The 21,263-nt window shown below is 69.9% G+C and carries 17 protein-coding genes; 7 read left to right on the top strand and 10 right to left on the bottom strand.

What is annotated here, in order from left to right; translation table 11 throughout:
- Positions 1-2 precede the first annotated feature (2 nt).
- Both OZ403_RS31435 and OZ403_RS31430 read right to left on the bottom strand, forming a co-directional pair.
- Positions 3-2,735, bottom strand: a complete 2,733-nt coding sequence (locus OZ403_RS31435) for a M1 family metallopeptidase (RefSeq protein WP_268782474.1) — start codon at positions 2,733-2,735, stop codon at positions 3-5.
- A gap of 88 nt (positions 2,736-2,823) precedes the next feature.
- Positions 2,824-3,993, bottom strand: coding sequence for a ribonuclease D (locus OZ403_RS31430; protein ID WP_140794967.1), 1,170 nt, complete (start codon positions 3,991-3,993; stop codon positions 2,824-2,826).
- 65 nt (positions 3,994-4,058) lie between these two features.
- Here OZ403_RS31430 and ttcA point away from each other — a divergent pair, with 65 nt between their 5' ends.
- From ttcA to OZ403_RS31410, 4 genes are all read left to right on the top strand, one after another.
- Positions 4,059-4,913, top strand: a complete 855-nt coding sequence (ttcA, locus tag OZ403_RS31425; protein ID WP_011555929.1) for a tRNA 2-thiocytidine(32) synthetase TtcA — start codon at positions 4,059-4,061, stop codon at positions 4,911-4,913.
- Positions 4,892-5,716, top strand: a complete 825-nt coding sequence (locus OZ403_RS31420; RefSeq protein ID WP_140794966.1) for a TerB family tellurite resistance protein — start codon at positions 4,892-4,894, stop codon at positions 5,714-5,716. Before ttcA ends, OZ403_RS31420 begins: the two co-directional genes overlap by 22 nt.
- Positions 5,717-5,728: 12 nt before the next feature.
- Entirely contained in the window at positions 5,729-6,553 is an 825-nt protein-coding gene (locus tag OZ403_RS31415; protein WP_140794965.1) for a phosphate/phosphite/phosphonate ABC transporter substrate-binding protein, read from the top strand.
- A gap of 64 nt (positions 6,554-6,617) precedes the next feature.
- Positions 6,618-6,980: a GFA family protein gene (locus OZ403_RS31410; RefSeq protein WP_174258939.1), complete on the top strand. Its 363-nt coding sequence runs from the start codon at positions 6,618-6,620 to the stop codon at positions 6,978-6,980.
- 8 nt (positions 6,981-6,988) lie between these two features.
- On the opposite strand, the gene OZ403_RS31405 is transcribed toward OZ403_RS31410, so the two are convergent.
- The 5 genes from OZ403_RS31405 to OZ403_RS31385 all read right to left on the bottom strand — a co-directional run bounded on the left by OZ403_RS31405 (position 6,989) and on the right by OZ403_RS31385 (position 14,746).
- Complete coding sequence (locus OZ403_RS31405; protein ID WP_140799787.1) at positions 6,989-8,194, bottom strand: serine/threonine protein kinase; 1,206 nt, start codon at positions 8,192-8,194, stop codon at positions 6,989-6,991.
- A gap of 80 nt (positions 8,195-8,274) precedes the next feature.
- Positions 8,275-11,271, bottom strand: a complete 2,997-nt coding sequence (locus OZ403_RS31400; RefSeq protein WP_140799786.1) for a choice-of-anchor D domain-containing protein — start codon at positions 11,269-11,271, stop codon at positions 8,275-8,277.
- A 230-nt stretch (positions 11,272-11,501) separates the two neighbouring features.
- Positions 11,502-12,356 carry an alpha/beta hydrolase gene (locus OZ403_RS31395; RefSeq protein ID WP_140794961.1) on the bottom strand — a complete coding sequence of 285 codons (855 nt, stop codon included), beginning with the start codon at positions 12,354-12,356 and terminating at the stop codon, positions 11,502-11,504.
- A gap of 77 nt (positions 12,357-12,433) precedes the next feature.
- A complete protein-coding gene (locus OZ403_RS31390; RefSeq protein WP_225888111.1) occupies positions 12,434-12,613 on the bottom strand; it encodes a hypothetical protein in 180 nt (59 codons plus the stop codon).
- A gap of 213 nt (positions 12,614-12,826) precedes the next feature.
- Positions 12,827-14,746 (bottom strand): AAA domain-containing protein, encoded by a 1,920-nt coding sequence (locus OZ403_RS31385; protein WP_268782473.1) that lies wholly within the window; start codon positions 14,744-14,746, stop codon positions 12,827-12,829.
- A gap of 95 nt (positions 14,747-14,841) precedes the next feature.
- Between OZ403_RS31385 and OZ403_RS31380 the strand changes: the two genes are divergently transcribed.
- Positions 14,842-15,918, top strand: coding sequence for a DNA gyrase subunit B (locus OZ403_RS31380; RefSeq protein ID WP_140799783.1), 1,077 nt, complete (start codon positions 14,842-14,844; stop codon positions 15,916-15,918).
- 79 nt (positions 15,919-15,997) lie between these two features.
- Here OZ403_RS31380 and OZ403_RS31375 read toward each other — a convergent pair whose 3' ends face one another.
- On the bottom strand, positions 15,998-18,304 hold the full coding sequence (locus OZ403_RS31375; RefSeq protein ID WP_140794958.1) for a S8 family serine peptidase: 2,307 nt from the start codon (positions 18,302-18,304) through the stop codon (positions 15,998-16,000).
- Between the two features lie 267 nt (positions 18,305-18,571).
- Between OZ403_RS31375 and OZ403_RS31370 the strand changes: the two genes are divergently transcribed.
- Positions 18,572-19,042 (top strand): ATP-binding protein, encoded by a 471-nt coding sequence (locus OZ403_RS31370; RefSeq protein ID WP_140794957.1) that lies wholly within the window; start codon positions 18,572-18,574, stop codon positions 19,040-19,042.
- Positions 19,032-19,799 (top strand): tRNA(His) guanylyltransferase Thg1 family protein, encoded by a 768-nt coding sequence (locus tag OZ403_RS31365; protein WP_140794956.1) that lies wholly within the window; start codon positions 19,032-19,034, stop codon positions 19,797-19,799. The genes OZ403_RS31370 and OZ403_RS31365 overlap by 11 nt, the downstream gene beginning before the upstream one ends.
- A 12-nt stretch (positions 19,800-19,811) precedes the next feature.
- On the opposite strand, the gene OZ403_RS31360 is transcribed toward OZ403_RS31365, so the two are convergent.
- Positions 19,812-20,672: a hypothetical protein gene (locus OZ403_RS31360; protein WP_268782472.1), complete on the bottom strand. Its 861-nt coding sequence runs from the start codon at positions 20,670-20,672 to the stop codon at positions 19,812-19,814.
- Complete coding sequence (locus OZ403_RS31355; RefSeq protein ID WP_140794954.1) at positions 20,669-21,259, bottom strand: DUF350 domain-containing protein; 591 nt, start codon at positions 21,257-21,259, stop codon at positions 20,669-20,671. The genes OZ403_RS31360 and OZ403_RS31355 overlap by 4 nt, the downstream gene beginning before the upstream one ends.
- Positions 21,260-21,263 lie beyond the last annotated feature (4 nt).

Here is a 21,263-nt window from a genome sequence, read left to right as displayed (position 1 = left end):
CGTCAGTAGCGGCGCAGGAAGCGTTCCAGTCCGGGGCGCAGGGCTTCGCGCTGGGCGATGCACAAGTCCACGCGCTCCAGCGCCTGCGCCAGGGCGCGCTCACCCCCTTCGAAGGTGGGCGCGTAGGGCGCGAAGAAGGCCGCGAACCGCGCGCGGTGTTCGGCGTCGCAGAAGAATCCGCCGGTGCCCAGCAGCCAGGGCGCGATGTCGCGCGGCAGCCGCTCCCGGAGCGTCTCGAAGTGCTCGCGCAGGAAGTCGAACGCACCCGCGCGGGTGGGCTGCTCCTCCAACTGCCGGAAGAGGATGGGCAGGGCCTCGCGCGTGTCCACGTCCGGCGCCAGCAGCAGGGCCCGGCTGGCGCTGGCGAGCGCGGCATCCTGGAAGCCTCCCAGGGCGGTGAAGAGCAGGTCGCGCTCGCGGCTCTCCGTGGTGGTGCGCAGGGCTTCGAGCATGCGCTGGTGGAGGACGGCATCCCCCGAGACCGCGGCGGCGCCCAGCACGCCCTGCGCCGCGTCCATGGACAGGGCGCGCCGGTCGTCCAGCCAGCGCAGCGCGAGCTTCCGGGCCTCCGTTCGCAGGAGGGCGTCCTCGCCGGACTGGGCCACCATCCACACCAGCCGGGGCCGCAGCATGCGCACGTCGTCGCTTTCGTCCGGGCGCGGCACGAAGCCTAACTGGCGAGCCTGACCGCCAAAGAGGCCACGGACGAAGCGCGCCCGGTTCGGCCACGCGGCTCGCGGGACGAAGTCATCCCGAACGCTGGCGACCAGGGCCGCCGCGCCCATGACGAGGTCCGGGTCGTCCGCACGCAGCAGACGCGTGGCCAGTGTGAGGGCCTGGGCCACGTCCAGGTCGCCGCTGGCCACCAGGGCCTCGGCGTCATCCAGCAGGACGCGGCGCTCGGCGATGCTGAGCCCCCGGCCTCCCTGCCGCGTCAGCCGCTCCAGCGCGTCACCGCGCAGCAACGCGTGGTAGTAGCCGCGGCCTTCCGCGTTGGGGTGGACCCAGTCCGGGCAGGCCTTCGCGCCATCCAGGGACAGCGTGCCCTTGGACTCCGAGAGCACCGTGCAGGCGCGGCCCTCCGTGCCCCCGGCGGCGTAGCGCACGCACACCGGCACCTGCCACGCCTGTTCCTCGCCGCGTCCGCCCGGCGAGCCCAGAGGGAGATAGCGCCGCTGCTCCAGGGCCAACCGGGGCGGTCCTTCCTTGGGGCACTCCAGCGTCATGGCGACGCGCGGCGCGCCCGGCTGGTCCAGGAAGGAGGAGAAGGCGGGCGCCACGTCCTTGCCGGTGGCTTGGGTGAGGGCTTCGAAGAAGTCCGCGGTGGTGGCGGTGCCCCTCGCGTGGGTGTCCAGGTAGTGCCGCACGCCTTGCTGGAAGGCGTCGGGGCCCACCCAGGACTCGAACATGGCCAGCACCGCGGCGCCCTTGTTGTAGGTGATGCCGTCGAAGGCGGAGTGGATGTCTCCCGGCGCTTCGATGGGCTGCCGGACACTGCGCGCGCTGACGAGCCGGTCCTCCACCAGGGCATCACCCCGCGCCTCCACGCGGCGCACGTCACCGCGCCATTCGGCCTTCCACTGCGTCACGACTTTGTAGGCGAGCCAGTCCGCGAAGGACTCGTTGAGCCAGAGGTCGTCCCACCACGCGGGCGTCACGAGGTTGCCGAACCACTGGTGGGCCAGCTCGTGTGCTTGCGTCAGCGCGAAGTAGCGCTGGCGCCACAGGGAGTCCCCCTGCACGGGGCCCAGCATGAGCGGGGCGCTGAAGGTGATGAGGCCCGGGTGCTCCATGGCGCCACCCTGCGTGCCGGGCAGGGCCAGCACGTCCAGCTTCGCGTAGGGGTAGGGCGTGCCGAACCAGGACTCCAACGCCTCCAGCAGCGGGGGCGTGGTCTGCGCGGCCCAGGCCGTCTCCGCGGCGCGGCCCTGCGGCACCAGCATCCGCACCGGCACGCGGTGTTGGCCCGCGACGCCCGCGTCCACGACCTGGAAGGGTCCCACCGCGAAGGCGACCAGGTACGAGGGCAGCGGGGGCGTCGTCTGGAATCGCACCGTCTTCCATCCATCCGGGCCGTGCGTCTCCGCCTCCACCGGTGAATTGGCGAAGGCGCCGTCCTCCTCACGTACGCGCAAGGTGAGCCGCCAGGGAATCTTGAAGGCGGGTTCGTCGAAGCAGGGGAAGGCGCGCCGCGCGGCCATCGGCTGGAACTGCGTCATCGTGTACCAGCGTCCCGCGTCCTGCTCGCGGTAGACGCCCGAGCTCTCCCGGGCACGCGCCCGGCCCGTGTACGCCACGCGCAGGATGACGGTGCCGGGGCCCACCGCCTCACGTGGGAGGAAGACGAGCGTGTCGCCCAGGGGCAGCGTGGATGTCTTCACCCGTGCGCCCGCCACGATGAAGGCCGCGTCCTTCACGGAGAGCTCCTCCCCGTGCAGCCACACCTCGTGCGTGGCCTGGGGCAGCTCGATTTCGATGTCCGTCGTCCCGCTGAACATCTCCCGCCGCGGGTCCAGCTCCAGCGTCACCGTCTGCCGCACGGGCCGCACGGCCGGAGACAGCCGCAGGCCCGGCGGGGTGAGGACGGGGGCCTCCTCCTCGGGCGTCACGGCATGCGTGACGGGGCGAGCGGAGGCTGACGGAGTGGGGGCGGGCTGGGGCCGCGAGCCCGCACAGGCGCCGAGGCAGAGGACGAGCAGCGGAAGGATGAAGTGTCGGCACCGCACCGGGAGCATCTCCATCCGCGGCGGGAAGGGGCGCGCGGGCGGACATTCTCCATGACTGGCGCCAGGGCCGCGAGCAGGTCGCGGCCCCCCCTTCACTTCAGGCGTTGAGGACGGGGTAGGCGGCCAGCAGCTCCAGGAGCGCGGGGCCGTACAGCCGCACCCGCTTCTCGCCGAGGTACGGCACCTGCGCCAGCGCCTCCACGTCCTTCGGGGGCTGCGAGGCCAGCGCGTCCATCAACGGGTTGGTCAGCACCACGCTGGGCGTCACCTTGCGCTCGGTGGCCTTCTCCACGCGGAAGGCCTTGAGGGCCTCCTCGCGCTTGCGCTTGTTGGCGTCCTTGGGCCCCTTGGGCTCGCGCTCCGGCGCCAGTTCGCCCCGGCGCGACTTCTCTAGCAGTTCGCGCACCACGGCCAGGAGCTCCTCCCCGTGCGTGCGGATGAAGGAGCCCCGCACGCCGGCCATGCGCGCCAGCTCCTTGGGGTTGGTGGGCAGCTTCACCGCGATGTCACCCATCGCCATGTTGGAGAGCATCCGCCCCATGGGGACGTTGTCCTTCTCCGCCCACTCCAGCCGCTTGCGGTGCAGGGCGTGGGCAATGGCGTGGGCCAGCGTCATCTGCGTGGGATTCAGCCCGGCGCGGGGCAGCTTGGGCTTGAAGTCCGCGCCCACGTCGGGGCGCGCCGCGGCCTCGTCACACAGGCGGACGCAGTCCAGGAGGACCTCCTCCAGGATGTCGGCCTCGCGGCAGGCGTCGCGCACCTGGCGGCCCAGCTCGCACAGGTAGCGCACGTCATTGGCGATGTACTCCCTCATGCCCGGGGGCAGGGGGCGGATGGAGAAGTCCGACTGCTGGTGCTCCTTCGGCAGCTCCACGCCCAGCCGTTCCCGGGCGAGGTCGGCCAGGCCCACCTTGGGCCACCCCAGCAGGGTGGCCGCCCGGTGGGTGTCGAAGAGGCCCCGCACCCGGACGCCCACCTCGGCGAGGAACTGGAGGTCGCCCTGGGCGGCGTGGAAGAACTTGGTGCGCGCCGGGTCGGCCATCAGCGGGGCGAGCATGCCCGGCACCACGCCCGGCTGGAGCGTGTCCAACAGGAAGACCTGGTCGTCGGTGGCGAGCTGAAGGAAGCACAGCCGGGCGCGGAAGGCGTGCATCGAGTCCGCTTCCAGGTCCACGGCGATTTCGCGCGCGGCTTCCAGCGTGCGGGTCGCGCTCTCTTCACCTGAGGCATCTACTACGTCAACGGCACCTTGCGGGTAGGTCGGCATTGCGGGGGGCAGGCTAGCGGACCGGACCTTGGGATTGAGGTGTTTTTTCCCGGGCCGCCGCTAGGATGGCCGCGCCGATGAACGACGTCCAGCGCCTGGAAAAGAGTCTGCTTGGCCACATGGGCCGAGCCATCGCGGACCACCGCCTCATTGAGGACGGGGACCGCATCATGGTGGGCGTGTCCGGAGGCAAGGACTCCTACACGATGCTGCACCTCCTGCGGGAGCTCCAGCGTCGCGCTCCCGTGAAGTTCGAATTGCTGGCGGTGAACCTGGACCAGGGCCACCCCGGCTTCCCAGCGGACAAGCTTGAGGCGTACTTCCAGCGGGAGGGCTACCCGTACAAGCTGCTGAAGGAGGACACCTACAGCATCGTCCTGGAGAAGACGCCTCCGGGGAAGACGCAGTGCTCGGTGTGCTCGCGCATGCGGCGCGGCATCCTCTACACGGCGGCGGTGGAGCTGGGGTGCACCAAGATTGCCCTGGGCCACCACCGCGATGACCTCATCCACACGCTGCTGCTCAACCTCTTCTTCGCCGGCTCCATCAAGGCGATGCCGCCGCTCTTGCGCAGCGACGACGGGCGCAACGTGGTCATCCGCCCGCTGTGCTACGCGCCGGAGAAGGACATCGCGAAGTTCGCGGAGTTGATGGCCTTCCCCATCATCCCGTGCGACTTGTGTGGCACGCAGGAGAACCTCCAGCGCAAGCGGATGCAGCGGCTGATGGAGGAGCTGGGCAAGGAAATTCCCAACGTCCGCCAGAGCGTCCTCAACGCCATGGCGAACGTGCGGCCGAGTCACCTGCTGGACAAGACGCTCAACCCCGACCCGCTGCACGCCAGCGAGGAAGGGGCCACGACGACCGAACCGAAGGACACGCAAGGGAGCGCCAGCCCATGGCTCGAGAGCAGGCAGTGAAGGCGCGGAACGACCGCAACGGCGCACTGGTGGAGGCGATGCTGCTGGCCGCGATGGCCGACGGGCGCGTCTCGCAGCGGGAGATGCAGACGCTCCTCAGCCGCGTGCTGGAGCGCCCGGAGTTCGAGGGCACCCGCCCGGACGAGCTCAACGCCCTGGTGGAGACCAGCGCCGAGCGGCTGTCGGAGGCGAAGAATCTGGAGGACGTGCTCGCGTCGCTGCGGCGCCGGCTGCCGGACCACAAGAACCGGATGCTGGCCTTCGGGCTGGCGGCGGCGGTGGCCCTGGCGGACCAGCGCGCCACGCGGGACGAGCTGGGCCTGCTCAAGACGTTCCAGGCCGCGCTGGGCATCTCCGAGGACGAGGTGGCGCAAATCATCGACGTCATCGAGAACGGCGGCAGCCTGGCGGAGGCGCTGGGCGAGCCGCTGGAGCGCCTGTTCGCGGAGGTCATGGTGCTGGTGAGCGCCGCGGACGGGAAGCTCCAGGAGGCCGAGGCCCGGGCGCTGGTGGAGAGCTTCGCGGCCGACCCCCTCTTCGAGAACGTCAGCCCCGAGCGCGCGCAGAGCTTCGTCAGTGAGTCCGTGTCGGCCCTGGCCGCCGAGGGCCTGCCCCAGCGACTCCATGTGCTGGCCCACGGCCTGACGACGCACGCCCAGCGGGTGAAGGCCTTCCGGCTGGCCATCAAGATTGCCCACGCGGGGGGCGCCCCGAGCCATCCCGAGCAGCGAATCCTGGATATGCTCCAGGCCACGTTCGGCCTGGCCGACGATGAAGTGGCGCGCCTGGGCAGGGAGGGGTAGTTAGGGGGGCGTATGACCCTGCAAGCCCCCTCGACGCCCCGGCATTCCTTCCGGTTCGGCCTGCCCCCTTCGCTGGGCAGCGAAACGGCGCGAGAGCGCGCAGACCGACTTGCCTCGTTCCTCCAGCGCGCGCTGGGCAAGCTGGTGGAGGTGAGCGTCGCGTCCAGCTACGAGACGCTCGCCAAGGACTTGCTCTCTGGCCGCGCGGACGCGGCCTGGGCCCCGCCCTTCGTCTGCGCGCGCATGGAAGCCATGGGCGTGCGTGTGGTGGTGCGCGGCGTTCGCCGGGGCATGTCGTCCTACCGCTCCGCCCTGGTGTGCCGGGCGGGCGCGGGGCTGACGGTGGAGCGGCTGAAGGGCACCACCGCCGCGTGGGTGGACCGGGATTCGGTGGCGGGCTACCTGCTGCCCACCGCCTACCTCAAGACGCAGGGCCTGGAGCCGACGCGGGCCTTCTTCGCGCAGCACTTCGCGGGCTCGTACCAGGGCGCGCTGGAGGCGGTGCTGGACGGCAAGGCGGACGTCACCAGCGTCTTCTGTCCGCCTGCGTCCACGGGGCTGACGTTCGCCACCGGCGTGGAGGACGTGCTGGGCGCGGGCGCCGGCCGGCGCTTCGAGCTGATTGCGTACACCGACGAGGCGCCCAACGACGGTGTCCCGGTGGCCATGGGGCTGCCACCGCAGCTGGTGACCTCGCTGGAGTCCACGCTGCTGAGCCTCCAGTCGTCGCCGGATGGGCAGGCGCTGCTGAAGGACATCTTCAACGCGGAGCGCTTCGAATCCGCGCCGCGCATGGGCTACCGCGCGCTGTACCGCGTGGCGCTGGCCAGCCTGTAGCCGCACCGCCAGGCGTCATCGTTTCGTGCCGCTCTTTCCGTGCGCGTTGGGGCAGGATGCGCGCATGTCCGAATCCAAGCGCTACGAGGGTGGTTGCCACTGTGGTCTGGTCCGTTACGACGTGAGCCTGGACCTGAGCCAGCCGCTGGTGTCCTGCAACTGTTCCATCTGTCTCAAGACGGGCATGCTGCTGGGCTTCGCCCCCGCGGAGCAGTTCAACCTCCAGAAGGGGGCCGAGCACATCACCGACTACCAGTTCGGCAAGAAGAGCATCCACCACCTGTTCTGTGGCACGTGTGGGGTCCGCTCGTTCGGGAAGGGCACGATGCCGGATGGCAAGGAGATGCGCGCCATCAACGTCCGCTGCCTGGACGGCGTCGAGCTGGACGGCCTGCCGGTGATGAAGGTGGACGGAAAGAACTTCTAGTCCGCGGGCTACTTGCCGCCGTCGCCCTGTCCGCCGGGGCCCTTCGGTGGGGGCCGCTTCGCTGGGGCGGGTTTCGCACCCGGCGCGGCGGCCGGCGGACGGGCAGTGGCGGCGGGCCGCGCCTGTCCGGCGGGTACAGGCGCCGCCGCGGGGGAGGACCCACCGCTGGCGCGAGCAGGAGGCCGGGGGGACTGGGCCCTCGCCGCCTGACGCGGGTCGAAGTTGATGACGGTGGGCTCGGTGGCGAAGCGGTCCTCTTCCAGCTCCTCCGCGTACATGTCCCGCATGAAGGCCGCCAGGTGCGCCGTCGTCGCGTGCAGCTTCTGGGTGAGGAGGAACTCCTCCAACGCGAGCTGCAGCTCACCGGCCGTGGAGAAGCGCTCGTCCCGCTTGCGCGCCAGCGCCTTGAAGACGATGGCGTCCAGCGCCTTGGGAATCTCCGGCACCACCTCCGACGGAGGGACAATCTTCGTGCCCACCACCGCCTTGAGCGTGGCCAGCTCCGTCTCTCGCTTGAAGAGGCGCTGCTGCGTCAGCAACTCGTAGAACACCGTCCCCAGGCCGAACACGTCCGAGCGCGAGTCCAGCGGCTCACCGCGGGCCTGCTCCGGGGACATGTACGCGTGCTTGCCCTTGATGGTGCCGACAATCGTCTGGGACAGCTTCCCGGACGCCTTGGCCACGCCGAAGTCGATGAGCTTCACGCCGCCGTTGAAGCCCACCAGCACGTTCTGTGGGGACACGTCGCGGTGGATCAACGCCAGCTTCCGGCCCGAAGGGCTGCGCGCGTTGTGGGCCGCGTCCAGGCCCGCGGCGGCGTCCGCGATGATGCGGCACTTGAGCCCCAGCGGGATGGTGATGCCGTGCTGCTGGGCCCGGGCGCCCAGGGGGCCCACGGCCTCGCCATGCACGTACTCCATGGCGATGAAGTACTGCCCGTCCACGTCTCCCAAGTCGTAGATCTGCGCGATGTTGGGGTGGTTGAGGTGCGCGGCGATGCGCCCCTCGTCCAGGAACATGTCGATGAACTCGTCGTCCTCGGACAGGTGGGGCAGGAGCCGCTTCACCACCAGCAGCTTCTGGAACCCCACCGGCCCCTTCTGCCGGGCGAGGTAGACGGCGCCCATGCCGCCGATGGCGAGTTTCCGAAGCAGCTCGTAGCGGCCGAATGTTTCCACGACGTCCGCCACGATAGCCGCGCCGGGTGGGAACACGGAAGTCCACGGTGCATCATTTCCTGTAACACCGCGACTTCCCCGTCTTGGCCGGGGTGACCCGGACCTCCCTGCCGGGCCTACGGGACCGCGCAGAGGCTGCGGTAGCGGACCTCCACCGACTGGCCGGCCAGGGGGATGGCCCCCGGCTGGAAGACGATGGCGTTCTGCTCCGCGTCGTAGACCCACTGCGTCGCGGGCACCGGCTGGCCCTGGACGCGCACGCCCATCTCCCCCAGGCCCGTGGGCGCCGCGGTGAGCGGGAAGTCCGCCTGCGGCTCCCCGGCGCCCTGGATGACCTGCTCCAGCAGCCCGCCGTAGTTTTGTCCGCAGATGTTGGCCACCTGTCCCCCCGTGCCGTTGGCCACGGCGGTGAAGCGGGCCGAGCCACTGCCCGCGGTCGCGCAGCCGGCGTCGGTGGGCACCAGCCCGTAGAGCCGGCTGCGGTGGGACATGCCCGTCCCCTTCATCGTCTGGAGGAACTGGATGTAGCTCTCTGGACCGAAGCCGGAGTTGTCGTCCTCGTCGGCCAGGACCACCACCGCCATGCGGGCCGCCGCGCGGACGAAGCCGGAGTTGCCGTCATTGGGTTGCGGGGTGCGCGGGTCATCCATGTGCTCGGACAGGGGCGCGGAGAGTGCCTGGCGCATCGTCTCCAGGCCCTGCACCAGGTTGTGGCACATGCCCACGCCCAGGTTGGCCTGGATGGCCGCGGCCGCGGTGGCGCTGGAGCCGGAGACCACGCGAGGCCGGCTGCCATCCACCGGGAAGAGGCGCCCGGCCTCGCCGCCGTTGGCGCCGCCGCCGCACTGCGGACCCCGGGCCACCAGGCCCGTGCTGGTGACGCCCACGCGCACGTCCACGCCGTTCGTCTGGGCCGCCTGCAGCCACTGAGGAATCGCCGCCTTCAGCCGGTCCTGGTACTGCTGCATGGTGGTGGTGTTGGACACCACGAAGAGGACGTCCAGTTGGCTGTCGGCGCCCTGCGTGAAGCGGTCCACCTGGATGCCCTCGTGGTTCGTCTCCGCCAGCAGCGGCACGAGCAAGGGTGAAGGCTCATTGGGCGTGCGCAGGTACAGCGGGCTGAAGTGCTGGCCGTGCACGTTGCGCGCGTAGCCGACCTCCAGCTCGAAGCCCGCGCCCGGCGCCAGCGTGACGGGCGCCGTCATGGGCATCACCAGCGAGAACTGGTGGCTGGTGCCGTTGCCGATGTCCGCGCCCGTCACAGTGACGGGGCTGCCGCACCGGTTGGCCACGTACGTCTTCCGGGGCGCCGCGGCGCAGTCGTAGCGGATGGGGCCGAAGTCCACGAAGGACGGCGTCGCCACCAGGCAGCTCTGCCGGGACACGCCCTTGAGGGGCAGGCGCACCATGGGCGCGGCCGGGTTGCTCACCGTCAACTGCAGCTCGCCGGTGAAGTCACCCTCCGCCTGCGGCCGGAAGGCCACCATGGCGCTGAAGCCCGAGTCGTACGGCACCACGCCACCCGTGAGCCGGCCGCCCGGCATGAAGAAGACGCCGCCGCCATCGTTGCTGATGTGGATGTTCTTCACGGCGCACTCGGCGCTGCCCGGGTTGCGGAAGTGGAAGCCCTGCACCGCGCCCCGGCCCGGCGTCACGTTGCCGAAGTCCATCACCGGCTGCGGCGTCAACTCGTACACGCACGGCGCGGTGGGGCGCGAGCGGCCGGTGAGGATGATTTCGCGCTCCGGGTTGAACAGGTCATCCGAGCGCACGCGCAGCGCGGCCGTCCACGTGCCCGCCGCGGTGGGCTCGAAGTAGACCTTCAGCTCCAGCGCGTCGGTGCCGGGGGCAATGGGCAGCCCAGGCGTCGCCTCCAGCACGGGCCAGACGCCGCCGCTCCACGGATAGGCCTCGGTGCCGCGCGTGGGCACGTCCACGCTGAACTGCGGACTGTCGCCGCCCGCCGCCACGCCGATGAACTGGAGGGGGCCGTTGGTGCCCGCGTTGGAGATGCGGATGACGCGCTCCACCTTGCCGCCCACCGGCACCTCGCCGAAGTCCAGCGACACCGGCGTCACCGCCAGCGTGGGCCGGCCGCCGCGCGCGTCCAGAATCACTTGCGAATTGCGCGCCTTGTCGGACGTGTAGTGCACCGTGAGGTCGCCCACGTTGGGACCGGAGAAGCGCGCCGCGAACTCCATCTGCATCTCGACGACTTCGCCCGGGCCGACGAGGGAGCCCTCCGGCCGGGAAATCGGCACGAAGGCATGGTCGCTGGTCACCAGCCGCTCGATGGTGACGGGGCGCCAGGTGATGTTGCGCGCGCGTGTGTACGACTGCGTGCGCTCATGCACCGGAATCAAATCGAAGGGGACGGGCGCCGGGTCGAACACGAAGGCGGAGGCCACCGAGTTGCCCTTCAGCTCCACGGTGGACGGTGTGCAGCCCTCACAGGAGAGAATCTCCATGCGCGCGCCCATGTTCCCCAGCGCGCGGGGCAGGTACCTGGTGCTCACCTTGCGCGACGACAGTGGAGGGATGGTGAGGGTGTCCGCGGAGAAAGGGTCCGGGTGCGTGCCCACCACCGTCAGCGTCAGCGGCAGGTCCACGGGATTCGTCACCGTGACCTCCAGCGTGCGCTCGCTGTCCACCTCGAGCGTCTCGTAGTCCAGGAAGGACGGCTCCACGCCGATTGGGGTGGGCGTGCCCATGCCCATCACCTGCACCTGGGCTTCCGCGCCCTGGTTGGCGTCCGTCTTGACGTGCACCGTCTCCGTCGCCAGGCCTTCGGTGAGCGGGTGGAAGCGGACGTGCACCACGTGGGACTCGCCCGGCAGCACCCGCTCGGCGCCTTCGCCCAGCTCCACTTGATAGGAGGGGTTGTTGGCCAGACCCAGCGCGTCCAGGGCGGAGAAGGGCACGTACCCGACGTTGCGGATGCGGACCTTCCGCTCCCGCCACTCGCCCACGGGCACATCGCCAAAGTCGAGGAGGTCCGTGTCCACCACCGCGGTGGCCTGCACCGCGCGGGTCTCCATCCCCTCGTGGCACGCCGTCCCGACGGTTACGAGCAACGCCAGTGTGAGTCCACGCCCTGTCAGCCCCATCCTCATTGCCCGCTCCCCACCCTTCTCCCCACACCCACCGGCCCGTGCCCGGTGAGTGATCCGCCCCCTGCACCTCCATCAATTTGCGTACCAACCCAGGGAGCGAGGGGGAGTCTCCCTGATTTCAGGAAGTTGGCGTGATGTGGGTGTCATCAGGTTGGCAAAGAGGAAGGGCGATACTCTGGAGGGTGAAAGACTTTCCCGTCCTTCTGTCGGTGAGGAAGTGTAGGTGAGTATCAGGAGGCGAGGCGAATGAGCGCCTCCGCGACCATTTCGGGCTGCTCCATGTGGACGTGGTGCCCGCCGGGGAGGTGCAGCGGTGGATGGGCGAGGGTTTGGAGCGCCTGCGTACGGTTGCGCATGAGGGCTTCATCGTGGCGCAGCCCGCCGGTGGCGAGGATGAGCTGCAGCGGGCAGGTGACGCCGGCCTGGAGCGCCATCCACTGGGCCTCGTCATAACCCATGCCGAAGCGGCGGCGGTGGCGCGGGTCGAAGGTGAAGGCGAAGCCGCCCTCGTAGGGCTCCGTCCCGTGCCGGGCGAGGTACAGCGCCGCGTCCTGCGTCAGCGTGGGGCTGTTCTCCAGCAGCCGTGCCGCGGCGGCCTCCACGGTGGGGTAGCGCTTGCGGTTGGGCGGGCGGCGCGCGTCATCCAGGGCGCTGCGCAGCCGGCCCAGGGCGCCTTCCGCGGGTCCGCCAGCGGGGCCCAGGCTTTCGATGAGCGTCACGCTCTTCACGCGCCCCGGGCGGGCGGCGGCGTAGGCCTGTGAGACGATGCCGCCCAGCGAGTGCCCCACCAGGTGCACCGCGTCCAGGCCCAGCCCGTCCAACGTGGCCTCCACGTCGAGCGCGTAGTCGCTGAACTGGTAGGTGGCGCCGGGGCCCACGTGGGCGCTGCGGCCCATGCCCCGGAAGTCGAGCAGCACCAGCCGCCATGTCTGGGGCAGGTGCGGGATGAGGGCATCGAAGCTGTGGGAATGGTCCAGCCATCCGTGCAGGAACAGCACGGCGGGCGCGTTGGGCGCGGGGCGCTGCCGGACATGCAGCGCCAGGCCTTCGGCATCAACAGTGAGGGATTCGAGCGCGTCGGACACGGGAGCCTCCTGCCCCGTGCCTTACCCGGTTCACGCGCCCGGGAGAACCGTCATCCACGCCCGGGCGCGGCGCGCGTTCAGCGGGGCCCGGCGGGTTGCCGCGGCGGCCCACCCGTGTCGGGCCGGGAGAGAATCATCGCGAGCTGGCGCGCCTGATTCTCGGTGGCGCAGCGGTACTCCTGCTGCTTGCCGTTGTCCTTCTCGATACGGAGAACCCAGACATCGTTTTCCTTCGTAACATTCGCCTGCTGGGACATGTGGCGGTTCCTCCCCGCCGCGGGGAAGAGCATGTTTCATGCCGCACAGGAGAGAGGCCTCAAAGGCCCGAATTTCCGGCACTGCACCGCCTCGCCTGTCGAGCGGGGTGACAAAAATTGTGCACAGTTGCGACAATTTTGGCCGGAAAGCCTCGCATAGATTGCGTAGTGCCCCAGGGCGGGTCTGCCTTTACCCTGTTACAACCCGAGGTGTCAGGTGTCCTGGGCGTCGGGCCATTCCCAGGCGGAGCGGTAGCCGCCGCTGGCCTGGGTGCCCTCGACGAAGCGCGCGTAGAAGGGGTGCCCGCTGAGGGTGGCGGAGTCGCCCACGACGAAGAGGTGGCGGCGGGCGCGGGTGAGGGCCACGTTCATGCGGCGCAGGTCCGTGAGGAAGCCGAGCTGCCCCTCGCTGTTGGAGCGGGTGAGGGAGACGATGATGGCGTCCTTCTCCCGGCCCTGGAACGCGTCGACGGTGTCGACCTCCACCTCCGGGCTGAGCGCCTCGATGCGCTCGCGGAGCTGATGGGCCTGGGCGCTGTAGGGGGTAATCACCGCCAGCTCTCGGGGCGCCAGTCCGGCGGCGAGCAGGGCGCGCACGCGGGCCTCCACCAGTCCAGCCTCGCCGGGGTTGAAGAGGCTTCGCGTGGTGGGCTCGACTTCTTCGTCGAAGCCCTTGCCCGCGGTGTCCAGGTAGAGCACGGGGGGCGCATCCACGTCCGCGCCGGGCGTGAGGACGGCGTCCAGCGTGCGGTCCGCGATGGAGGGGTGGGCGCGAAGCTCGCCGCCGTACATCTCCCGCGAGGGGAAGTCCATGATGCGCGCGTTCATCCGGTACTGCTCGCGCAGCATGCGTTTGACGCCCTCGCCGTGGTCCTTGAGCAAGCGCTCGAAGAGGCTCACGCCCAGGCCGGCCTTCGCGGCCTCCTGGGAGAGGACGGTGGGCGGAAGCTGCTGCGGGTCGCCGGCGAGGATGACGCGGGGCGCGCGCAGGAAGCCGAGCAGCGCCAAAGGCTCGGTGGCCTGGGTGGCTTCATCGAGCAGCGCCAGGTCGAACTGCTGTCCAGAGAGCACGCCGGAGTCGAGGCTGGAGAGCGTCACGCAGATGACGTCCGCGTTGGCGAGCACGGACTTCACGGCCTTGCGCTCCAGGGCGCGGGCCTCGTCGAGCATGCCCTTGGCTTCCGAGGTGGACGCGCGGGCGTTGGCGAAGCGCTCGCGGCTGCGACCCTGGTTGCGCTGGCGGCGCGCGTAGCCCAGCAGGGAGAAGGCCTCGTCGAAGAGGTCGCGGGAGACGGCGCGGTCCGGGTGGGACTCCACGACGATGTCCAGGGTGTGCTCCTGGAGCCGCGCGGCCACGCGGGCGGGGTGACCCACGCGGATGGCGCGCAGGCCCTTGTCCAGGCACAAGTCCAACAGGTGGTCCACGGCGGCGTTGCTGGCGGCGGTGCACAACAGGCGCTTGCCGTCCGCCACGGCCTGGGCGGCGACCTCGGCCAGCACGGTGGACTTGCCGGTGCCCGGGGGGCCGTGGACCAGGAAGAAGTCCTCGGCGGCGAGCGCGCGGGCGGTGGCGTCCTGTTGTTCGGGGTTGAGGGGGCGGGTGGGCTCGAACTCGCGGGGCTTGTCGAAGCGGGGCGGCTCGTTGCCCAGGACGACCTCGCGCTTGTGCCGCTCGGCGCCCTTGTCCAGGGCCTTGATGCGCTGGAGCCCGGCGCGCAGCCGGTCATAGGTGACGTCGTTGGGGACGACGTCCAGGCGCAGGAGGCCCTCGTGGACGTAGGGCGGCGGGGAGCGGTCAAAGGCGAGCTGGATGCGCGTGGCGGTGGCACGGGAGATGAGGGCGCGGGCGGGCTCCTTCACCTCCGCGCGGCGGGGCAGCACGGCCACCAGGTCACCGTTGTGCAGGCGGGTGGGCAAGGGGCGGCGGTCCGCGCGGCCCAGGGTGACGAGGAAGCGGCCTCCCAGGCCGACCTCTTCCTCGATGGACTCCAGGTCCAGGACGGACAGGCCGTGCTCCTCGCGCTCATGCAGCGTGAGGCTCTGGGCGAGCGCGGCCAGGCGGGCTTTCTCGGCCTCTCGTTCCTGGGCGAGGAGCGAGCCGAGCTGGTCGAAGAAGGAGACGTCACGGGCCATGGGCCTGTCATGCCATTGGGGCGGGGCCGGAGCCAGTGGGACGAGGACTCTCGTGTCCACGGGATGGGCAATCGAGGCCAGAGTAGAGTGTCGGGATGGTGCCACCCACCGACATCCTCGATGCGATGCGCAAGCGTCCTGGCATGTACTGCGGCGACACGGGCGAACTCGGGCTGCATCACCTCGTCTATTTCCTCCTGGAGTCGGTTCTCGAAGAGGCGATCCTTGGGCAGTGCGGAGACGTGGTGTTGGAGCTGGGCGGGGACAACTCCATTGCCCTCTTCTCTACCAGCCGTACGGTACCTATCGGTGATGTGGTCCCCGTGGTGGAAGGGAAGCGATTCTTGGGGCAGCCACTGGAAGTGGGGCTGTTCTGGGACAGCATGCTCGTCGTATCTCTCGCCCTGTCGTCACGCTACCAGGTGGACATCTGGGCGGAGGGGCGTCAGTGGCGCTTGATGGGCGAGCATGGCCGTCCTCAGGGAGACGTGTCTGAGGTGACGCCGATGGCGCCGATGCCCGTCTCCGCGGAAAGAGGAATACGTCTCCACTTCGTTCCAGACGCCACCATCTTCGAGGTGCTCGCCTTCGACCGGGAGCGCCTTTCCCGGCGCTGTAGCGAGCTGGCGGCGCTCGCTCCCGGGCTGCGCGTTGCTTTCGTGGACCTCCAGCGGGAGGAGCGCACGCTGTGGCACTTGCCTGGCGGTGTGGCGCAGTGGGCTCACGTCCTCACGGAGGCGAGGACGCGTCTCCACCCCGAGCCGATCGCCTTCGATTTCACGTGGGACGGACTGCGTGTCCAGTGTGCATTGCAGTGGTGCGAAGACGAGGGCAGCACGTTGCTGTCATTTGCCAACGCCGTGCGGACCGTGCGGCATGGCGCACACGTGAAGGGCGTCACTCAGGCGCTCCGGGGTGCACTGGCGAAGCTCTCAGGTGAGACGCGGGGGGCATTCCCCTGGGATCGGGTGGCGCAGGGACTGACGGCTATCGTCGCCGTGAGTGGACCCCGGAGGCAGATGGCGTTCGCGGGCCCCACCAAGGAGTTGCTGGCCATCCCAGGACTGGAAGAGGCCATCCGCAAGCAGCTCCAGCCCCTGCTCATCGAACTCCTCCGCGAGCACCCTGTGACGCCGAAACTTCTGGCACGGCGTACGAGCGGCTCGCGGTAGCCCTCCAGAAACAGTCCGGGCCGGCACTCCCACGAAGGGAACACCGGCCCGGCGCCTGCGTCAGCTCAACCCTGGCCTACTAAATCTTGCCGCCGCTCACGACCAGCGCGTAGGTCGCGTCCAGCACGCGAGTCGCCAGATTCGTGTCCTCGATGATTTCGTCACCAATCACCTCCACGGTCCACGTGCCGGCGGCGGGGGTGGCGAGGAACACGTTCTCCACCGTATCCACCGTGTTCGACACACCGCCCGGCGTGGAGACGTTGCTCGCCGTCAGGCCGTTGTTGCCCCAGTAGACGACGCCGGTGGGGGACGTCACGCGCAGCGACAGGTCGTTGATTCGGGCGTGCGCCGCGCCCACCGTGCCGGCGGGGTCGGTGTAGACCATGGTGACGTTGAGCTCCGTCTCCCCGGGAGCCACGGTGACGTTGTACGTGTTCGTGCCGAGCGGGAGCAGGGTGTCCGTCTCGTTGATGATGCTCGTCACGGCGGCGCGGTCATACAGGCGCCTCACGTCCGCGGTGCCCCAGCCCTGCCGCGCGCGCGTCAGGTCGCCGTTGGAGCCACCCGCGAGCCAGTTGTAGCGATGCGCCATGTTGATCATCAGCGCCTTCGCCGTGGCCATCTTCGGACGGCTGGCGAAGACATCCGCGCCACCACCGAAGCCCGCCCAGACGCCCTCGTGCCACATCTGGAACAGCAGGCCGAAGTGCCCCGACGTCTGCGGCGTGGCCGCGCTGGTACCACCGAAGTTGGTGTAGGACGTGTTGCTGGTGTTCGACGCGGAGCGGATGAGGTCGTAGTAGTACGACAGGTCCGGCTTGAGGCGGCCGTCCGCCGCCGGGCCCACGCTGGCGCCGCCGTTCCACCGGTCATTCCCGCGGCTGGCGTCGTCGTAGTGGTACATGCCACCCACGGACACGATGTTCTTCGCCCACGCCTGTGGCCGCGAGTTCTGGTTGCCGGTGTTGCTCTGCGACTGCGTGCTGAGGATGGGGTACTGGAACAGGTAGTCATCCACCTCCGCGGAGATGGTGGTGTAGCCCGTCACCTGCGCACTGCCCACGCTGGATGTCTGGAACACGGCGCGGTACGGCCCGGCTGGGTCGATGAGCTCCCGGTTGATGTCGTAGCGGGACTTGGGGCCGCCGAACTGGGAGGACTCGTTGTAGCGGTAGAAGATGCCCTGTCCGGACGGAATCAGGCCGCGTGCGTTCGCGTCCACGCCTCGGGCGAAGTTGATGCTGTAGCAGGCGGTGCCGTGGAAGCTGCCCGTGGTGGACGTGCTGTGGATGAGCGGCGGGGTTGCCCACTCCTGGTGCGTGGTGCGTAGCTCGGTGTCGAATATCTCGCCGCGGACGCCCTGACCCGTGAATCCCTCCACGCCTTCAAGGTAGGTCGCGCCGCCCACGTCGCGGACGTTGTTGTTGTCGAGCTCACCCGGCCCGCCCCAGCGGTCGACGTACTGCACGGCATTGGAGCGCACCAGCCGCTCCAACTGGGACTGGGTGAGGGTGGCCTCCACGCGCAGGCCGCCCGCCTCGATGAGCTCCACCGTGCCGCCCAGCGTGCGGACCAGCGAGGCGACCTCGCCCTGTCGCGCCGCGCCGCGCTCGCCCACCATGATGGAGTAACGCTGCGGCTCCAGCTTCAACGCGCGGCCCTGGAGGGACTCGCGCAGCACGCCTTCCACCCGGTACTCCGGATGGTACGCGCCCACCCAGCGGACATAGGGCAGCCCGGCGACGCGCTTGTGCGTGCTGGCGTTCATCTCCACGAGGAAGGTGTGGTCCGTGAGGAAGCGCAGCACCTTGCCCCCCGCGGCCTTGATGGCGTCGCGGTACTCCGGCAGGGGCGTGGCTTGGAACTGCACCAGGTGCAGGGTGTTGCTTGCGTCCGCGGTGAGCAGGCCGGCGACCAGGGGCTGTGCGCCCTTCAGCGGGTCGAAGCGCGCGTGCTCCAGCCGCACCAGGTACTCGGTCGGCTGCACGCGGCCCAGCAACGCCACGCCGCCCTGACTGTAGGCGAAGAAGTCCTGGCGCCTGCCGTCCGCCGTCTCTTCCTGCCAGGTGTGGAGCTGGACCGACGCACGCGGCACGTCGAGCGTCTTCAACGCATGGATGGGCTGGGCCGTCCGGTGGAAGACATGCCCGGCGCCCGTGGCAAGGGCATACGTGCCGCTCGCCGCACGGTCGATGCCCGTGACGAGGCGAGCCTTCTCCGCCTCGGCACCGGTGAGGACCCGGGCGGGGCCCAGCGCCGCGGTGCTCCGGATGACGCCGGGGCGCAGGTCCGGCGTGTTCGCGGCGAGCGCCGTGACTGGCGCGGACAAGCCCCAACCGAGGGCCAGGAGGGACAGCGGGGACAACGAGGACGGCATACGCATGGCGGTGTCTCCTTGAGAGGGACTTCCGTGCTGCACGACGCTTGAATCCTCGAAAAACGAGACGTGCTTGTTAGTCTGCTTAAGCGGAATGTGTCAATGCATGCCCAAGTCTGGGAATTCATTGGAATGACAGGCATTCGTGACGTTGGGATGACACTGCGGACGCGAGAGATTCGTCGGGTTGACTGTCTTTTTCGCGTGGCAGCGTTATGGCTGGGGCCGTCGCTGTCTGGCCCTCTCAAGCGGAGGCGTCCGGAGCCGCACGTCATGGACCTGGTTCTCTTCGTTGGCTTGCAGGGCTCGGGCAAGAGCAGCCTCTACCGGCAGCGTTTCGCGGCCACGCACGTGCACGTCAGCAAGGACTTGTGGCCTCACGCCGTTCGCAAGGAGGCCCGCCAGCGCCGCTACATCGCGGAGGCGCTGGCGGCGGGCCGGCCGGTGGTGGTGGACAACACCAATCCCTCCGCGGACGTGCGCGCGCCCCTCATCGCCCTGGGGCGCGAGTACCAGGCCCGAATCATTGGCTACTACTTCGCGTCGAAGCTGGAGGACTGCCTGGCGCGCAATGCCTTGCGTGAAGGGCGTGCCCGGGTGCCGGAGGTGGCGTTGCGCGCCACCGTGAAGCAGCTCGAGCGGCCCCGGCTCGAGGAGGGCTTCAACGCACTGTTCTACGTGACGCTGGCCGCCGACGGTGGCATTCGCGTCCAACCCTGGATGGAGGAACCCGATGGACCCTGAGGAACTGGCGGCGCGAGCAAGGCAGGGCGAGGTGTTCCACGGCCAGCGCATGCTGCCGGGCGCCTGGGTGGTGCTGCGCGTGGATGGGCGGGGCTTCTCGCGCTTCACCGAGGCCCGCTACGAGAAGCCCTTCGACCCGGTGTTCCACCAGTTCATGGTGCGCACCGCCAGCGTGATGCTGGAGGAACTCCAAGGCGTCTATGCCTACACGCAGAGCGACGAAATCTCCGTGCTCTTCCGGCCGGACTGGGCGCTCTTCGACCGCTCCGTCGAGAAGGTCGTGTCCCTGGCGGCGGGCCTGGCCAGCGCAACCTTCACGCATGCGGCGGGTGTCCCGGCGGTGTTCGACGGCCGGGCATGGCTGGGCGCCTCGGAGCGCGCGGTGCTGGACTACTTCCTCTGGCGACAGGCGGACGGCAGCCGGTGTTCGCTGCATGGCTGGTGCTACTGGACGCTGCGCAAGGAGGGCCGGAGCGCGGCGCAGGCCACCCGTGAGCTGGACGGCAAGCCCGTGAGCTACAAGAACGAGCTGCTCTTCCAGCGAGGCATCAACTTCAACGACGTGCCCCTGTGGCAACGGCGTGGAAGCGGGGTGTGGTGGGAGGCGTACCAGAAGGAGGGCGTGGACCCACGGGATGGCCGGCGGACCCAGACACTCCGGCGGCGGCTCAAGGTCGACTCCGAGCTGCCGATGAAGGAGGCCTACGAGCACCTGGTGCAGGGCCTGCTCGCGGCGCCAGGCGCCGAGGCGGACTGAGGCCCAGGGGCGTCAGCCCGCCGTGTCCGGCCCCCCGTTCAAGGGCAGCACCTTCCACAGCCGGGGCTTGTCGTATTGGGGCGGAATCATGCCCAGCGGCCAGCCCTGGGCGGTGACCTCCGCGTACTGGTAGCTGCGCCCGGCGTAGCGCAGCGCCGTGCCCTTGCCGGGCAGCCCCACGCCCACCGCCGCGTGGGACAGCGGGTCGGAGTACAGCACCACCGCGTCGATTCCCGCCTGCCGCAGCAGCATCACCGCGAGCACCGCCTTGGAGTCGCAGTCGCCGCGATTCTCGGCGGGGACCAGCGCCGGTGGGACGATGCCGAAGGCCTCGTGCTCGGGCAGTTCGTAGTCGATGCGCTGCACGAAGCCGACGATGAGCTGCGTGGCCTGCGCGGCATCCAGCCTCCGCTCGCGGATGGAGGCGACGAACGTGTCACCCAGCCTCCGCACGGGCTCGGCGTTGGTGCGCATCAATTCCTCGTAGATGCAGCGCATGTCGGCGCTACAGCCGGGCGGTGCGTTGAACGAGAAGCGCTCCCTGCCTAATGAGCGGTAGTTCAGCCGGCGGCCCAGCGCCGCGTGTTCATCCGCCAGCGTCTGGGCCAGCGCCGTCCCCAGGCCGTAGGAGACGTGGTGCTCGGGGGGCTGGATGCTGTCCGCTCGCCAGTCGTAGTCACGGGCCCGCTGCGGTGAGGTGCCCGGCGGGAGCAGCACCAGTCCCAAATCCACCGCGCGGGCGCCGCTGGGATGGCCGGGCTCCGGTGGCGCGATGTCCATGCCCGCCAGATGGCCCAGCGTGCCCAGGCCGCAGCAGCAGAAGCAGCTGGCGAGGCCCACCACGCCGAGCATCCACTTGAAGAACGTCTTCACGCGGGCGCGCGCAGCGTCCCTTCAGGGAGCTGGGGGAAGGGGATGAGCCCGTTGAGCGCCGCCTGGAGGCCCGGGGCGGTCAGCAGCGCCAGGACCAGCAGGATGGCGGAGAGGATGAGCGCCGCCGCGACGTTGCCCTTGCGCACTTCCGCCAGCTCGTCGATGCCCGGCGTCATCCGGTCGAACAGCAGCACACCCGTGCCGAGCACCGTGACGCCCACGCCCAGTGACAGCCCCACGTGCAGGACGGCCACCGCGACCAGGCGGCCGACGACCAGCAGATGCAGGGGCGGATTCTGCACGGTGAGGTCCAGCGCGTCCGACGTGGCCTGCACCGCGTGCTGCACCAGCAGCCCCAGTGACACCATGCTGGAGGCGTGGACGAGGCAGGCGGCGACGTTGCCCTGGCGCAGCTCCTCCACGGGGTTGGCGCCGAGGATGCGGCTCAGTCCACGCAGCGCGAGCCAGATGCCCAGCGCGGCGACGAGGCCGCCGAACACCACCTTGATGAGACCGACGAATAGCAGGACGAGGTCCATGACGAGCGAGGCGAGCCGGGCGCCCTGGATGAGCGCCCGGCCGCGCATTCTA

Origin of the sequence: Myxococcus sp. NMCA1, assembly GCF_026810205.1 — a bacterium.
Lineage (GTDB): Bacteria > Myxococcota > Myxococcia > Myxococcales > Myxococcaceae > Myxococcus > Myxococcus xanthus_A.
This window is presented reverse-complemented; position numbering and strand designations above follow the sequence as displayed.

Bases quoted from the DNA above. Each gene is read 5' to 3' on its own strand.
- OZ403_RS31435 (WP_268782474.1), bottom strand. From the start codon at position 2,735: ATGCTCCCGGTGCGGTGCCGACACTTCATCCTTCCGCTGCTCGTCCTC.
- OZ403_RS31430 (WP_140794967.1), bottom strand. From the start codon at position 3,993: ATGCCGACCTACCCGCAAGGTGCCGTTGACGTAGTAGATGCCTCAGGT.
- ttcA (WP_011555929.1), top strand. From the start codon at position 4,059: ATGGCCGCGCCGATGAACGACGTCCAGCGCCTGGAAAAGAGTCTGCTT.
- OZ403_RS31420 (WP_140794966.1), top strand. From the start codon at position 4,892: ATGGCTCGAGAGCAGGCAGTGAAGGCGCGGAACGACCGCAACGGCGCA.
- OZ403_RS31415 (WP_140794965.1), top strand. From the start codon at position 5,729: ATGACCCTGCAAGCCCCCTCGACGCCCCGGCATTCCTTCCGGTTCGGC.
- OZ403_RS31410 (WP_174258939.1), top strand. From the start codon at position 6,618: ATGTCCGAATCCAAGCGCTACGAGGGTGGTTGCCACTGTGGTCTGGTC.
- OZ403_RS31400 (WP_140799786.1), bottom strand. From the start codon at position 11,271: ATGAGGATGGGGCTGACAGGGCGTGGACTCACACTGGCGTTGCTCGTA.
- OZ403_RS31390 (WP_225888111.1), bottom strand. From the start codon at position 12,613: ATGTCCCAGCAGGCGAATGTTACGAAGGAAAACGATGTCTGGGTTCTC.
- OZ403_RS31385 (WP_268782473.1), bottom strand. From the start codon at position 14,746: ATGGCCCGTGACGTCTCCTTCTTCGACCAGCTCGGCTCGCTCCTCGCC.
- OZ403_RS31380 (WP_140799783.1), top strand. From the start codon at position 14,842: ATGGTGCCACCCACCGACATCCTCGATGCGATGCGCAAGCGTCCTGGC.
- OZ403_RS31375 (WP_140794958.1), bottom strand. From the start codon at position 18,304: ATGCGTATGCCGTCCTCGTTGTCCCCGCTGTCCCTCCTGGCCCTCGGT.
- OZ403_RS31370 (WP_140794957.1), top strand. From the start codon at position 18,572: ATGGACCTGGTTCTCTTCGTTGGCTTGCAGGGCTCGGGCAAGAGCAGC.
- OZ403_RS31365 (WP_140794956.1), top strand. From the start codon at position 19,032: ATGGACCCTGAGGAACTGGCGGCGCGAGCAAGGCAGGGCGAGGTGTTC.
- OZ403_RS31355 (WP_140794954.1), bottom strand. From the start codon at position 21,259: ATGCGCGGCCGGGCGCTCATCCAGGGCGCCCGGCTCGCCTCGCTCGTC.